This is a genomic window from Paenibacillus sp. JCM 9796, assembly GCF_055379675.1.
Genome location: NZ_AP043723.1, coordinates 4,051,795 through 4,064,744 on the forward strand (window position 1 = coordinate 4,051,795; position 12,950 = coordinate 4,064,744).

General features: G+C 53.0%; 11 protein-coding genes and 1 pseudogene. 10 read left to right on the forward strand and 2 right to left on the reverse strand.

The window, feature by feature from the left end; all coding sequences use genetic code 11:
• Positions 1 to 34: 34 nt before the first annotated feature.
• Both ACZ439_RS19620 and ACZ439_RS19625 read left to right on the forward strand, forming a co-directional pair.
• Positions 35 to 751 (forward strand): AzlC family ABC transporter permease, encoded by a 717-nt coding sequence (locus tag ACZ439_RS19620; RefSeq protein WP_127607738.1) that lies wholly within the window; start codon positions 35 to 37, stop codon positions 749 to 751.
• A complete protein-coding gene (locus ACZ439_RS19625) occupies positions 742 to 1,068 on the forward strand; it encodes an AzlD domain-containing protein (RefSeq protein ID WP_372813094.1) in 327 nt (108 codons plus the stop codon). The genes ACZ439_RS19620 and ACZ439_RS19625 overlap by 10 nt, the downstream gene beginning before the upstream one ends.
• Before the next feature lie 197 nt (positions 1,069 to 1,265).
• Here ACZ439_RS19625 and ACZ439_RS19630 read toward each other — a convergent pair whose 3' ends face one another.
• Positions 1,266 to 2,192, reverse strand: coding sequence for an aromatic acid exporter family protein (locus tag ACZ439_RS19630; RefSeq protein WP_127607742.1), 927 nt, complete (start codon positions 2,190 to 2,192; stop codon positions 1,266 to 1,268).
• Positions 2,193 to 2,642: 450 nt separating this feature from the next.
• Here ACZ439_RS19630 and ACZ439_RS19635 point away from each other — a divergent pair, with 450 nt between their 5' ends.
• Together ACZ439_RS19635 and ACZ439_RS19640 are read left to right on the forward strand one after the other, a co-directional pair.
• Positions 2,643 to 3,818, forward strand: coding sequence for a DGQHR domain-containing protein (locus ACZ439_RS19635; RefSeq protein ID WP_141335083.1), 1,176 nt, complete (start codon positions 2,643 to 2,645; stop codon positions 3,816 to 3,818).
• Positions 3,818 to 4,990 (forward strand): DNA sulfur modification protein DndB, encoded by a 1,173-nt coding sequence (locus ACZ439_RS19640; RefSeq protein WP_127607745.1) that lies wholly within the window; start codon positions 3,818 to 3,820, stop codon positions 4,988 to 4,990. Before ACZ439_RS19635 ends, ACZ439_RS19640 begins: the two co-directional genes overlap by 1 nt.
• Positions 4,991 to 5,178: 188 nt before the next feature.
• On the opposite strand, the gene ACZ439_RS19645 is transcribed toward ACZ439_RS19640, so the two are convergent.
• Complete coding sequence (locus ACZ439_RS19645) at positions 5,179 to 6,366, reverse strand: ROK family transcriptional regulator (RefSeq protein WP_155613917.1); 1,188 nt, start codon at positions 6,364 to 6,366, stop codon at positions 5,179 to 5,181.
• A gap of 167 nt (positions 6,367 to 6,533) precedes the next feature.
• Here ACZ439_RS19645 and ACZ439_RS19650 point away from each other — a divergent pair, with 167 nt between their 5' ends.
• The 6 genes and pseudogenes from ACZ439_RS19650 (at position 6,534) to ACZ439_RS19675 (ending at position 12,948) form a co-directional block, all read left to right on the forward strand.
• A complete protein-coding gene (locus tag ACZ439_RS19650) occupies positions 6,534 to 7,289 on the forward strand; it encodes a class I SAM-dependent methyltransferase (protein WP_127607747.1) in 756 nt (251 codons plus the stop codon).
• Positions 7,282 to 8,283 (forward strand): MBL fold metallo-hydrolase, encoded by a 1,002-nt coding sequence (locus ACZ439_RS19655; RefSeq protein ID WP_054796914.1) that lies wholly within the window; start codon positions 7,282 to 7,284, stop codon positions 8,281 to 8,283. The genes ACZ439_RS19650 and ACZ439_RS19655 overlap by 8 nt, the downstream gene beginning before the upstream one ends.
• Positions 8,284 to 8,530: 247 nt before the next feature.
• Positions 8,531 to 9,151 (forward strand): type II toxin-antitoxin system PemK/MazF family toxin, encoded by a 621-nt coding sequence (locus ACZ439_RS19660; protein ID WP_464620066.1) that lies wholly within the window; start codon positions 8,531 to 8,533, stop codon positions 9,149 to 9,151.
• A gap of 580 nt (positions 9,152 to 9,731) precedes the next feature.
• A pseudogene (locus ACZ439_RS19665) lies at positions 9,732 to 10,898 on the forward strand (IS110 family RNA-guided transposase).
• A 287-nt stretch (positions 10,899 to 11,185) separates the two neighbouring features.
• Positions 11,186 to 12,313, forward strand: coding sequence for a Ger(x)C family spore germination C-terminal domain-containing protein (locus tag ACZ439_RS19670; protein ID WP_127607751.1), 1,128 nt, complete (start codon positions 11,186 to 11,188; stop codon positions 12,311 to 12,313).
• On the forward strand, positions 12,310 to 12,948 hold the full coding sequence (locus ACZ439_RS19675; protein ID WP_127607753.1) for a hypothetical protein: 639 nt from the start codon (positions 12,310 to 12,312) through the stop codon (positions 12,946 to 12,948). The genes ACZ439_RS19670 and ACZ439_RS19675 overlap by 4 nt, the downstream gene beginning before the upstream one ends.
• The last annotated feature ends 2 nt before the right edge of the window (positions 12,949 to 12,950 follow it).

Sequence of the window (12,950 nt, forward strand, 5' to 3'; positions counted from 1 at the left end):
CATTGAAAACTGATGAGATGATGGAGCAGATCACATGCAAACAAACACGACAGCTGCCCCCAAGGACGATACGTTCATACAGGGGGTAAAGGATTGTATTCCTACTTTGCTCGGGTACTTAAGCATCGGGTTCGCCGCAGGCGTCGTGGAGAAGACCGCAGGCTTAAGCTTAGCGGAAATCGCTCTTCTGTCCTTGCTGCTTTATGCGGGTTCCGCACAATTTATTTTTGCCGGGATGATCACGGCCAGTTATTCCGTTACCGCCATGATCTTTACGATTTTTTTTGTGAATCTCCGCCATATTTTGCTAAGCGCGGCCTTATCGCCTTATTTTCGACATCTCTCTCCGATGAAAAATATTGGGATAGGTTCCCTGTTAACCGATGAGACGTTCGGAGTGGCATTAACCCGGGCAGCCGGCAAGGAGCGGATCAGTGAAAGATGGATGCACGGTCTTAACGTGACAGCATACTTGAACTGGTTTGTCGCGAATATGGCCGGCGCGTATTTTGGCCAATGGATTACAAATCCGGAGAGGTATGGTCTTGATTTTGCTTTGCCGGCGATGTTTATAGGACTTCTTGTGCTGCAAATGGCAAGCCGCGGTCAAATCATGAAAGACGTTGTTGTCGCAATCAGCGCGATCTTCATTATCGTGGGCATGAGCATGATTTCATCCGGAAGCTTAGGTGTTATCGTGGCTACCGTTCTAGCTTCAACCATAGGATTGGTGATGGATAAATGGAAATAAGATGGCACATCGTATTCATTATTGTCGGAGCGGCTATTGTAACCTTCATTCCGAGAATTCTTCCCCTTGTAGCGCTTAGCCGTATTCAATTGCCAAGCTGGGCATTGCAGTGGTTGAAGCATGTTCCGATTGCTATTATGGCTGCGTTGATTGGACAGGAACTGTTCGCACCGCAAGGGGAGGCTTCGTTTTTTATAAATAAAGCGGAGTTAATAGCCGCCTTGCTTACTTTTACGGCAGCCATGATCACACGCAGCCTGCTGGGGACGGTCCTCATTGGCATTCTGAGCATGTTCGCACTGCGTTTATTTATTTAGGGCACAGCCGGAATCCTTGATATGAAGGCGAATCTTAGGTACTTTTAGCTATCTTTCGACAATAAGATTTGTTATGATTAGGTACAAAGTGCGACAGCTGCTTCTGCAGCGAAGTAGTCGTTCAGCCCAGCCAAATAGCCTTCTCTTCGCGCATCCCGTCCGGACTGTGCAAAGCAGAAGGCTTTTGTGAGCGCGAATTACATGGTTTCAATGAACTTCTCCAGCTCATTCGCTAAGGAGAACAAGTTTGCCCGGTTCTCGAACTCGGCGCGCGTGACCGGGAGAGGCAGCTGCTTGTGGTATTCGCGGATCGCTCTCAGCTTCTCATGGTACGAGGCGAGGTCTTGCCCCGCTTGAAGGTCACGTCCGAGCTCGTCGATCAAGCGTCCGATGCGCACGCCTTGCTCGAGGGTGGTGTCCAGCATCGAGACGAGCGTCAGCATGCGTTCGAGTATTTGATACTGCCGCTGCTTTTGTTCGAAGTAGTACAGAAACGGATTATCCTTCCGCATCATGTTGTTTTCCACTTCGAGAATGGCCAAATTTTTGCCTTTATCGAGCAGCTTGGCGAGCGTGAGCAGCTCTTTGCCGTCCCACAGCCCGTAACCTTCGACTAAATATTTAGCGAATTGGCCGAGGATGGCGGACATGTTGGCATGAATCTCTTCTTTGTATTGTGAAATTTGTTTATCAATGCCCGGCATATACAAATTGACGATAAGCGCCACGCCGAGCCCGATTGCGATGATGGCCAACTCATTGAGCACGAAGGACGTGTTAAGCGCGCCGTTCATATAGATGTGCATGATGATGACGGAGCTGCTGGCGATGCCGCCTTGAATTTTGAACCTGACGCAAACCGGAATGAACAGCATGTACAGCAGAATGAAAATTAACGGATGACGCCCGAAAAAGTGAAACATGAAGCCGGACATCGCCATTCCTGCGAGGCAGGCGAGGAGCCGTTCCCAGACGGCTGTGAACGACTGTTTTCTTGTTTTTTGAATGCACAGCAGCGCCAAAATCCCGGCCGACGTATAAGACGACAAGTGCAGCGATTGTGCGATCAATATAGCGATGCTGACGCCAACCGCCGTTTTGATCGTGCGAAATCCGATGGTCATGCCAACCCCTCCCCGAAAATCCTGACCGCTATAAAGTCATATATATGTAATAATATATAACATATACGCGGGGAGTCGCTCTACAGATTTGTCGAAAATATGAAAATAACAAAAATTACACTTCCACAGTCAGCCGTTAATATTTGAATCGGCCACAGTTTTTATTTTATGATGGGAGTAGCTGCAATTCGCTGTCTGTCTGGATGTATGCGTTCGGCCGCTCGTTCGACGCTTTTTTGTCTAAGAAGCTAGTGAATCGACCGGGGTACTCTAGCGGAACGAGAGGGAGAGATTCACTTTTTTCGTGAAAAAACGAATCAATTCGGGGATAAGCTGAATGTTTAGGTCTTAAAACGTGTATAATGGAGTCATATCAACCTATTTTTGCCATTTTGATTCGAAAGGCATGACGGCTTCTTAATAACGAGCCCGCAAAGGAGGAATTTAGCTTTGGATCAAATCTCATCTTTATCTGAATTGTTGGCTGTACAAAAAACGTCGTCGTTCATCGAAATTCCGGGAACGCTCTCCCGAACGTTCGGTCAAACGACGTTGTCCACTACGCTGCCGATGAGCAAGCTGTTCGCGATTTACGAAGTGGATCTCGAAGTACAGCGCTCCATCGTTCCGCTTAATTTATCCCGGATGATGGACTATATCATGTTGTATCTGGACCACGGCCAAGGCATTTATTTTCCGGGGATCATCCTGTCTGCCCGAGGAGCCGGGGAATATGATCCGGCATCCGGTGTATACCGCCTGCAAGCGATCGAGAAGCTCTATGTCGTGGATGGGCAGCACCGGTTGGCCGCTTTCCGCCGTTTGATGGAAACGCTGCAAAGCGCGATGGCGCGCGCCAAAGACCGCCGGGAGTACGACCGGATGGAAGAAATCGGCAAGAAGCTTAGCAAACTGTACACCTTCCCGATGTCGACGATGATTTATTTGGACATCAACGCCAGACAGGAGCGTCAGCTGTTCTCCGACATCAACAAGCTTCCGCGTAAAATCGGGGGCAATCTGGCTGTGCTTCGCGAACAGCGCCGTTTCTACCACGTCCTCGCCACGCGTCTGGTGGAGGAATCGCCGATCATGAAGCGTATTCCGGTGGATATGTTCACGGAGCGGGGCAAGGGACCGGAGTTTTTGTTCTCGTACCATTTGCTGATCGAAATCTTGATCGGATTGTTCGAGGGCAGGCTGAAATCGGCTTCGCGGGGCAATGGCTACTACTTTGAGGATCATGAAATCGAAAGCCAGATGAAAGTGGCGGAGCATTATTTCGAAGGCATGCTGCGACACTTGCCGGAGCCGGAGAAGGGCGAGCTGTGCTGGTCGGAGAACCTGCAGATCGCACTGGCGATGTTCTTCCACGGGGAAGCGACGAAAAGCGGCACGTTTAACAAATATGCGCTTGATTATGCGCTTCACATTTTGCCGCACTTGGATTGGAACGCGATTTATTCCGGAGACGAGAAAGACCGGCTGCCTAGACGTTCGCGCATTATGAAAGCTTTCCAATACGTGAAAGGTTTTTATGAGGAGCACCACTTGTTCCTGATTCGCGAATCGGACATGGCAGATGAGATGGAGGACGAGAAGGAAGCTAAGGAGGATGTCGGTTAATGGACGGCTTGCGTTTGAAAATGACAATTCATCCGTTTTGCGACCGTTTCGGTCTCGCGACGGTTCCGATCCAGGTTCAGGATCTGTTAAATTACACGACGATCGACCCGATGGTGCAGCGTAAGCTGAGCGGGGGCCAGCGTCGGAAAATCGCCAATTACTTGCAGGAGCGGGAGCTCGATCGCGTCTTCTTCGGACCGGTGACGCTGTCGCTGCGCGATGTGGCCAGTTTAGCCAAGACGGAAGAAGGATTAAGCTTGCGGCCGGGTTCGAAGCTGAGCATTCTCGACGGTCAGCACCGGATTTTGGCGCTCGGTTACGTGAATGAGCAAATGCTGAAAGAGTCTCGACGGCTGGAACGCAAATTGTCCGGTCTGAAGGTCAAGGTTCGCAGAAATCCGGAGGACACGGAAGCCGCGACCGAGCTGGAACTGCTGGAAGGTCAGATCGAGCAGCTGGAACGCCGCAGACTGGAATTGATGGAGAGCGAGCTGGCGGTGCAAATTTACATCGGACTGAGTGAAGAAGAGGAGAAGCAGCTGTTCGGCGACATCAACTCGAAGGTGCAGCTCGTAAGCAAGGAGCTCGGTCATTCGTTCGATTCGATCGACCCGCTCAACCTCGTCATTCAGCAGGTCCTCGAGCACAACATGTTCCTGAAGGGGGCCGGGGTGGAGCGTCGGGCGAACTTAACGGCGTACAACAAAAACTTTACGTCGTTCAGCTGGCTGTACTCGACGGCGACGATGCTGTTTACCGGCAAAATGCAGCCGTCTTACGAGCTGGCGCGCAAAATCAAAAAAGATCCGACCCTGTATATCGAAATTTTGCATCAGTTCTACAGTACGCTGCTTCCGCTTATGCCGGAGCAGCCGGGCTTGCCGCAATACAGCTCGTCGGCGCGCGCCATGCAGGAGAGCATCGCCTTGTTTGCACACCGGTACTTATTCACAGACGGTCAATATACGAAAAATTGGACGACATGTCTGCGCATCTTCGAAGGCTTCGATTGGACGCAGGAGAACGAACTTTTGATCGAACGATTCGGTCTGCTCGATAACGGCAAGCTGAATTTGATTCACGAGAAATCGCTTCGCAAGCACGGACGATTGGTTCAACTGTTCCAAGAGCTGTACGGCGAACCGTCATCGGAAGACGAAGCAACGGCATAGTGCCGCATATGGATGCAGCCTGTGCGTCTGCATCCGGGCATGAACGTTATGAGCTCTGCTCCTCGAACGCGAGGGGCAGAGCTTTTTGGTTTATGAAACGCGCGGATCGGTCGCATTTTGTGGATAAGAGCCGGGGCAGCGCCGCCGCTCTGTGGCGGGCCTTTAGGTAAAAGGCTCGGGCCGCCTGCCTATACAACGCTCAGCCGGTTGATGACCATCAGGGCGGCTCCGGCGGCAAGCGCGTCATCGCCGAGCGAGCCTTGGCTGAAGACGACTTGATATTTCGGATAATAATAGGTGCGCTGAATCGCTGCGCGTGTCGCGATGTGGAAAAATCCGGGGTGGCTGCCAATGACCGCGCCTCCCAGAATAACCTTCTCCGGGTGCAAAATGTTCAGCAAATTGGACAGGCCGATGCCGAAATAAGTCGCTGCCTGGGTAAACAGCTCTACCGTTAGCGGATCGTTCTCCTGCAGCGCCTGCTGCAGGTGGGCGAAGTGAATGAGATCGGGGTCCCGTTCCATTCGCTGCAGCGCGCTGTCGCGTCCTTGCTTCAGGCGTGAGCGCGCCTGCTGTTCGAGCGCGGGGATGGAAACATAAGATTCCAGCGCGCCGTAGTTTCCTTGCCCCCAGAGCCGGGGACCGTCCGTCTGGATGATCATCTGACCGATCGAGCCCTCCATGTCGACGGCGCCGTAGACGACATGCCCGCCGGTCATCATTGCCGAGCGCAATCCGACCCCGACATGCACGTAGAGCAAGTGGCGGTAGTCGCGTCCGCGGTCGGACCATGATTCCCCGATGAGCGCGGTGTTCGCTCCGTTGTCCAGCATGACGGGGAAGCCGAGCCGCTGCTCCAGAAACTCGGTCACGTGCACTTGGGTCCAGCCGGGGGCCGGGAAGTGAAGCGGGTCCAGCAGAACGCCGGATTCCCGGTCGAGCGGTCCGACCGCGCCGATCCCCATGCCGAGCACCCGGTCCCCGGTCAGACCGCGCTTAAGCAGCATCGCTTCCGCTTCCGCCGCAATTTCTTCCAGAAGTACCTGCGGCGTCGTCTGTTCGGTCATGACCCAGCGTTTCGCTTCGAGCCGGTTCATTTGCATGTCGAAGAGCATCAGCTTGGAGTAGATGCGGGATATATCCAGTCCGAACACATAGGCATAATCGGAATTAATCGTATACAAGATTGGCCTGCGCCCGCCGGTCGACTCGCCGAAGCCGGCTTCGGCAATAAACCCTTGGTTCGTCAGTTCTTCCAGCGTACGGGTCAACGTGCTGCCGGTCAGGCCGCTTTTTTCCAACAGCTCGATTTTCGAGACGACGCCGTGCTTGCGGATATGCTCATAAATTTCTTTCGATTTCCGCCCGTTGATCATTTGTTCGATTCGTGTACGGTTCACGTATATTCCTCCATGGGTTGGAGACCTGTTTTACAGAAAATCATTATACTACAGGCCCTTCCGGTTAACCATAGCTTTTACAAACACGATTCTGGTAAAATAGGGCGTAGTCTGTGTAAGCGAAGAAGGAGTAGAAGAGTCCTATGTCGGAATGGTACAAAAAAAGTTTCGGAGACGACTATTTAATCGTATACAAACACCGCGATATGAAAGGGGCTTACGAGGAAGTCCGGCGCATGATGGAATGGCTGGAGCTGCCGGAAGGATCGGAAGTGCTCGATTTATGTTGCGGTATGGGTCGTCATTCGATGGCCTTGACCGGTTTCGGTTTCAAGGTCACAGGCGTCGATTTGTCGGAAGTGCTGCTAGGGGAAGCCCGCAAGCTGGACAAGAAGGGCGAAGTGCGCTGGGTCCACGGCGATATGCGGCAAGTTCCGCTCGAAGGCCCCTTCGACGCGGTCGTGAACTTGTTCACGTCGTTCGGTTATTTCGACAACGATGCCGAACATGAGCGCGTGTTGAAGGAAATTTGGAGGCTGCTTCGTCCCGGCGGACGGTTTATCGTCGATTTCCTCAACCCGGAATACGTGAGGGCCCATTTGGTGCCGCATTCCGTGCGGACGGAAGACGGGCTGCGCATCGAAGAAACGCGCCGAATCGAGAACGGTTACGTATGCAAGACGATCAGGCTGGTGGAAGAAAACGCCCAGACATCAGACGAGGCGCGCGTCTACGAGGAACGGGTGAAGCTGATCGACCTCGACACGTTCCTGGATCTGTTGTGCCGTGCGGGATTGAAAGTCGACGCCGTATATGGCGGTTACGACGCCTCGCCTTACGAGTCGGAATCGGCAAAACGGATGATCTTTGTAGGCAGGAGGGGTGAAGGCGATGAGTAGCCGCGTTCCGGTTCCGGGCCAACCGGCCGTCTTGACGAAGCACGGCGACGTCGTGCAGGTGAAAGTTCCGCTCCCGTTTCCTTTGCGCTGGGTGAACGCTTATTTGCTGCCCGGCCCCTCAGGCTGGACCTTGATCGATCCGGGCCTTCGAACGACGGCCGCCGAAGAGGTCTGGACCTCGGCGCTTGCGGAGCTGGGCGTATCTTTTCGGCACATCGACCGCATCGTGCTGACGCATCACCATCCGGACCATTACGGGCTCGCCGGCTGGTTCCAGGAGCGCACGAACGCGCAGGTGTTCCTGTCGCAACCGGGCTTGGAGCAGGTGCGCCTGCTTTGGGGCGAGGGCGCGCCGATGACGGAGCGGCTGCTTGCGCTGTTTCGGCGGCATGGGCTGCCGGCCGAGCTCGAGGCGCCGATGCGCGAGCATATGGACGGCTTCATGCCGGCTGTGTCGCCACAGCCCGAGGTGACCGTGTTGTCCGGGGGCGAGGAGATTCGGCTAGGCGAGCGGACTTACACGTCGATACTCACGCCGGGGCATGCCGCCGGGCACCTTTGCTTTTATCAGGCGGAGACGAAAGAAATGTTTTGCGGCGATCATGTGCTGCCGCAAATTTCGCCGAACGTCAGCTACTTGCCGGGCGGCATCGACGAGAACCCGCTCGCCAGTTATTTGGAAAGCTTGCGCACGATTAGCCGCTTTGAGGTTCGGCTTGCGTATCCGGGGCATCGCGAGCCGTTCGGACGGCTGGCTGCGCGGGCAACCGAGCTGATCGCGCATCACGCCGAGCGCCTGGAGGCGATGCAGGCTTGCTTGACGGAGCCGGCAACGGCTTATGCGGTATGCCGGGCGACGTTCGGCGAAGCGCTCAGCTTGCACCAGCTGCGGTTCGCGCTATCGGAAACGATCGCGCATCTGATTTATTTGCGGGAAACGGAGCGGGCTGGCGTTGAAGAGCAGGACGGCGTCGTATTTTTCGGGCACAATTGAACAGGCAGGTAAACGCGCTGGAAGCACGCCGGGACGGAAACCGAACCGTCAGCGGCGTGTTTTTTTAAGTTATTTCAGTAAGTATAAAGTTTTCGGAGGAGCTGACAGGTTCTGTATCGCAAGTAAAAGCTGCCACCCAAACATGAAAGTTTTATGGACAATGAAGTTACTATCAATCTGTCGTTAGAGAATAACATATTATGGTATGATGGTTATACTAATATTTGGAAGGCGGGAAGTTAGATTCATGCCCAAAGTTAAAGACGACTCCGGACTCATGCTAATGGCAGAACAACATTTAATCGATTTGAAAAAAGTTATTGAGAACATGGACACTCATCGAGGACGAACCTTCATACGATGGCTTGCAAAGCAAAATGAATACTTAGAATGGGAAGTCGGTTTTAAACCAAAAAAATTAAAGAACTATAAGCGCGGAGAAATCGTACATATTAACTTCGGTTTCAATGTAGGTTCTGAACATGGCGGCCCACACTGGGGCGCAATACTTGATGATAACAAGTGGTCGAGTCCGACAGTGCTAGTTATCCCACTCGGTTCACTAGAAGAAGGACAAAGCGAAGCAGATGTACATATTGACGATGTTTACCTTGGCCAAATTCCCAGCATTAATAATAAACTTGTGTTTGGTATCCCGACTCAAATTAGAGCAATAAGCAAATTACGCATTACGAAGCCTAGAAAAGCTGAAGATAAAGAGTATAATCTTACAAGCGAACAGCTTGATCTTATTGACAAGAAAGTTTACCCCCTCTTTTTCTCTAATTCGAAAGCTATTCATGAAGTTGCTGTAGCTTTTAAGGAAGCTGCATCTGCCGGGCAATTGATAGTTGACAAGATAGAATAACTCTTGTATAGTGAGTTAGGAAATATGAGGAACAACAACAGCGCCCTTGCGGCATCTAACTTGTACAGAAACCTAACGATAAAGCCATCCTTCGGGATGGCTTTTGACGTTAAATCGAACGAAACCCAAACGAGCATGATTTCTGAATGATCGGTGTGTAAAGTTGATCAACAGATCTAGATGAAACGATGGTGAAGCCGGCAAACGGAAAGGTTAGATAAATCAAAACCCATTTTTAAACAACTTTTATTTTTAATCCCGCCATTGGAAAGGCGGAATTTTCTGATTTTATCATCGTGTTTTTAATCAACTTTATTATCGAATGACCACAGGAGCTTTTCGTATTATCAGGTTAACCAGAAAAATCTGGCTGGCCTTTTTTTATGTTCGGTATAAGATGGCGGTAGGCGGGAGAATGAGGGGCTTTTAGGGGAGTAACCCCGGAACAAAAACTGTTCTCCCACTGCCACCCAATAACCATGTTTGAGCTGGTAGAGACACAGATCTCGTATCACAAGCGAAGCTATGGCGTTGGAGCTATCGGGGGAATGCCGGCAAATACGCGTAAAGGAATGGTGAAATGGAACCGGTTGTAGGCTTAGATGTGTCTAAAGGAACGAGCATGGCGCAAGCATTCACCGGACGAAATGAAGCGGTTGGGAAATCGAAGTGCATCGCCCATACGGAAGAAGGATTTGAGCAGTTTGGAGAATGGCTCGATATCTGCGTCAGAAAACGGGAAAAGAACCGGTAGTGGTACTAGAAGCAACGGGGCATTACCATCGAGGGATCGTGGCCTACATGGAACGAAGTGGGTTTTGCCACAGGGTCATCAATCCGCTGCAGTCCAAGCGAGCCAAAGGCACTCAGCTGCGAAAAGTAAAAACAGATGCCACGGATGCCTTGTACTTAGCAGAGATGTACTACCTGGAGATGTTAAGCCTCATCGTAAATGTGACGAGCAGCTCCTGGAGCTTCAGCACCTCACAAGACAGCATGAGTTCGTAACATCGATGTATGTGCAAGCCAAGCTGAATATGCGGGCGTTGCTTGATCAAGTTTTTCCTGCCTACGAGGGTGTGTTTTATGAACTGTATATTCAAAAACAGCACTGCGCATTTTGCAGCAATATTTGGGGGGCGTGGTTATCACAGAAGATACCATCCGGGAAACAGCACGCAAGTCACACGGTCAGGCATGGATCAGGAAGAAGGCGACCCATCTTCAGAGCATCACTCCAAGCAAAGGACAGAGTCGGGCACAAACAATAGCTTTGCAAAGTATGTTAGGCTTGCTGCTCACATTCCAAGAGCAACTGTATCGTTTGGAGCAGCGGATTGAGTAAACGGTCGCAGTTATACCGGAAGTAGCCATTCTTAAAACCATCCCGGGTGTTGGAGATAAGTTGGCTGCTGCGCTGATCGCGGAGATAGGGGATGCTACACAGTTTGGACATGCCAAACAGCTTGTTGCTTACGCAGGACTCGACCCCAGTGTTTTCAGTTCGGGAAAGTTCACGGCTTCGAGCAGTAAAATCACCAAGCGAGGTTCGAAACGTTTACGTCGGGCAGTATACGTAGCGGTGCAATGCGGTTTACGCAAAGGAATAAATGAACGGATTAAGGCCTATTATGACAAGAAAAAGAAAGAGGGCAAGCCCTACAAGGTGGCCGTGATTGCTTGCGCCAACAAGCTTCTCCATCACGTCTATGCCATTCTTACCCGAGGCGAACCCTATCGAACATAACCATTAAATCCCATAAACTTCCACGCCAATGGAGGTTTATTTGTCATTACTATAAGCAGTATAACAAAAATTCTTTTATACACCTAGACGGAAGTGCTTGACAAACATTAGCTGGTTTTATTTTCTTTGAGGTCCTTGTCCCGGGCCCAAGCTTCTCATGAACGTCCGGCGTTCCTTCGGCGGATGGGGATTGCTGCATAAAAAGGCTGAAACTAGGAAATAGTAGGTATTCGACCGATAATACGATCGGGAATACCTAGTTTATGTAGACGAAGGAGGACGGCCGGATGGATGGGAGGATGAGCAGTCGTCCGGGACGACTGCTGCTGCCGGCGGCGCTGCTGCTGATATGGGGGTGCGCGGGCTGCGGGGGGACGGAGGACGCCGCATACCGGCTGCAGGAAGCCGCCGGCACTGCCGTAACGTTAGCGGGAGTGGACGAAGACCCCGCCGGTATTCGCATGACCACGCGGCAAGCGGTTCCCGGGCAAGCGGGGAGCGGCCTGCAGGCGAACGCAGTGACGAATGTCGAGGCGCGGTCGTTCGTTTCGCTGGCCGAGGGGGCGATGCGATGGAAGCAGAAAGATCCGCCGCAGGTGGTGGTCATCGGCGAGGCCTGGGTGCGCCGTCACGGGATTCCGGCGTCTTGGCTGGCCGAGTTCCGCCGCATGGGGATTCGACAAGGCAGCAGGCCGGCCGTCGCCGTTGTCGGAGGGACGGCGGAAGCTTTCGTCCGCCGCCCGGACGCAGGTTCGCTCGGTCGAATGGCTCTGGAGCCGCAAGCGGTCGTTCGCAGCTCGCTGTACGAAGCGAAGCCGGAATACGAATCCGATCTCGCGCTTCCCTTCTTTGCGTTGGATCCTTCCGGTACGGGGACTGGCACGGACGGAAATGAAATTGGAAGAAATCCCCTTGTTTCAGTGAAAGCGATGCTGTTTAAAAAACAACAGCTTGTCGCCATTCTCCCGCCGCAGCAAAGCCGGCTGCTGGTCTGCTTGCGCGGAGGAAGCTCGCTTCAGGAGCCGCTCGGAGCGGGGGCGGCGCAAGCTGCGTTACAGCCGCAAGCCGGGAACGGGGGCTTGTCCGTATCGTCGGTGTCCTGCCGGACAAGCGTAGCCGCTAACGGCGATTTGCAGCGGCCTCGCCTGCGCATCGCCCTGCATGTGAACGGCATTGACGCTTCGGACGCCGTTACTGCTGCCGAGGCATCCGCTTACGAGCGGTCGATGTACATGCAGGCGAAAGCGCTGATTGAGCAGCTGCAGAGGCTGGAGATCGATCCGTTGAATTGGGGAGAAGCGATGCGTTCGCAGTACCCCGGATTTTGGACGGCGGATCGGTGGAGATCGGCGTTCGCTAAAGCAAGCATTCAGCTTGACGTGAACGTACACATTCGCGGAGGTGTCACACAATGACGAATCGACTAACAAATAAGATGGTGCGGAGAGCGGCGCTCGCCGCGGCGGCGCTGCTCACTGCGGGTACACTGCTCGCCGCATGCCAGAAAAGCGAAAAGAAGCCGGAGGATAACGCTCAAACCGCACCGGCTCCGGCGACCGGCGGGGAGCAGCAGCCCGGATCGGCTGGTCAAACGCCTCCAGCCGGCCAGGGCGGGACCGGTACGGCCCCCGGCGGAACGGCTGCACAGCCGAATGAGCCGGTTAAATTAACGCCGCTCTCCTATCTGGAAGAAGAGAAAAAGTTTATTCGCGAAACCGCAAATAAGCTCGGCGTCAAAACCGTCTATTTGCCGCAGCAGGGCGCTCCCGACGATAGACTGAGCCAGGTGCAGGGAATGGAGAAGGCGTTCGCGCTTGTCTTTTTGAAGATGCAAATTGTCGAATCGGCTCAAGAAATCAAACCGGCGGACAAGCCCGAATCGGAACGGGAGGTCAAGCTCAACATCGGCACGGGCAAATGGGTCACCGTCGCCGGGCAGCCTACGCTCTACTTGAAGCTCGGCGATACGTATTTGGCGCTAAGCTCGGCAAAATCCGTCTCGCCGCAAGAAATTGAAGCCATCGCCGAAACGTTGGCGCCCATGAAGTAACG

Excerpts from the sequence above, each read along its gene's own strand:
- ACZ439_RS19670 (WP_127607751.1), top strand. The coding sequence starts at position 11,186 with ATGGATGGGAGGATGAGCAGTCGTCCGGGACGACTGCTGCTGCCGGCG.
- ACZ439_RS19675 (WP_127607753.1), top strand. The coding sequence starts at position 12,310 with ATGACGAATCGACTAACAAATAAGATGGTGCGGAGAGCGGCGCTCGCC.
- ACZ439_RS19625 (WP_372813094.1), top strand. The coding sequence starts at position 742 with ATGGAAATAAGATGGCACATCGTATTCATTATTGTCGGAGCGGCTATT.
- ACZ439_RS19645 (WP_155613917.1), bottom strand. The coding sequence starts at position 6,366 with ATGATCAACGGGCGGAAATCGAAAGAAATTTATGAGCATATCCGCAAG.
- ACZ439_RS19620 (WP_127607738.1), top strand. The coding sequence starts at position 35 with ATGCAAACAAACACGACAGCTGCCCCCAAGGACGATACGTTCATACAG.
- ACZ439_RS19660 (WP_464620066.1), top strand. The coding sequence starts at position 8,531 with ATGCCCAAAGTTAAAGACGACTCCGGACTCATGCTAATGGCAGAACAA.
- ACZ439_RS19630 (WP_127607742.1), bottom strand. The coding sequence starts at position 2,192 with ATGACCATCGGATTTCGCACGATCAAAACGGCGGTTGGCGTCAGCATC.
- ACZ439_RS19655 (WP_054796914.1), top strand. The coding sequence starts at position 7,282 with ATGAGTAGCCGCGTTCCGGTTCCGGGCCAACCGGCCGTCTTGACGAAG.
- ACZ439_RS19640 (WP_127607745.1), top strand. The coding sequence starts at position 3,818 with ATGGACGGCTTGCGTTTGAAAATGACAATTCATCCGTTTTGCGACCGT.
- ACZ439_RS19650 (WP_127607747.1), top strand. The coding sequence starts at position 6,534 with ATGTCGGAATGGTACAAAAAAAGTTTCGGAGACGACTATTTAATCGTA.